Below are 284 nucleotides of genomic sequence, written 5' to 3' on the forward strand. Positions count from 1 at the left end.
GGCGGGAATCGAACTTTCTAGATCAACTTTATCTCTTGCGAAGCAGTGCTTCTCAGATAGGTCGCTGCGGTGTAGAACTGGAACCTCTGGCCAATGCCTTAAAAGAGGTGGTACTACAACAGCAGGTGCTGCATGCAGATGAAACACCGGTCACCATCATGCGGATGGGTGAGAATGATAAAAAACCGAAGAAAGGTTATGTCTGGGCCTATGCCACTACACAGTACAATCCAGTTCAGGCGGTGATCTATGACTTTCAGGATAGTCGTTCAGGCCAGCATGCT

The 284-nt window shown here is 48.6% G+C and carries 1 pseudogene; it reads left to right on the forward strand.

Annotated features, from left to right (window positions below):
• Positions 1–284 (forward strand): annotated as a pseudogene (locus K1T76_RS14895) (IS66 family transposase); the annotation flags it as partial.

The organism is Acinetobacter sp. PW68, assembly GCF_020982655.1.
Lineage (GTDB): Bacteria > Pseudomonadota > Gammaproteobacteria > Pseudomonadales > Moraxellaceae > Acinetobacter > Acinetobacter towneri_A.